Origin of the sequence: Pseudoalteromonas sp. MSK9-3, from assembly GCF_003590335.1 — a bacterium.
Classification (GTDB): domain Bacteria; phylum Pseudomonadota; class Gammaproteobacteria; order Enterobacterales; family Alteromonadaceae; genus Pseudoalteromonas.
In genome coordinates, this window is record NZ_MIET01000067.1 from 1 (window position 1) to 626 (window position 626).

At 39.8% G+C, this 626-nt stretch carries 1 protein-coding gene; it reads left to right on the top strand.

Translation table 11 applies throughout. The features are described 5' to 3' along the window. Positions 1-626: IS3 family transposase (locus BGP78_RS20695; RefSeq protein WP_119863169.1), on the top strand; the 626-nt coding region annotated here is incomplete at both ends.

Here is a 626-nt window from a genome sequence, read left to right on the forward strand (position 1 = left end):
TATGCCGTGCATATGGCATAACGCGACAAGGTTACTATCAAGCTATACGCAGGATAGGTGCTCGGAATAAAGCATTGGAGCCAGTCAAGGAATTAGTGATGTATTGGAGGCAATTCATGCCTCGTATTGGTGGGAAGAAACTTTACCTGATGATAAAGCCAGAACTGCAAGAGCGTGGTATTAAACTAGGCCGTGATTGTTTTTTTGATTATTTGAGAGAGCATGACTTTCTTGTAAAACCAAAGAAAAATTATACTAAAACAACAAATAGTAACCATTGGATGCGCAAGCATCCCAATTTACTAAAAGAATACACGCCTACAGCGGCCGAGGAAGTCTTCGTTAGTGACATTACCTACGTAAAGTCAGCGCAAGGCGTACATTACCTATCGTTAGTCACTGATGCTTATAGTCGAAAAATAATGGGTTATGAACTGAGTGATGAAATGAAAGCAACCGATGTAGTCAAAGCATTGGAAATGACGATTAAGCAACGCGTATATAAACGTAATGCCATTCATCACTCAGATAGAGGTTTACAGTATTGCTCTGAAGTATATCAAAATACGCTATTAAAAGAGGGGATTAGGCCATCGATGACCGATGGGTATGACTGTTATCAAAAC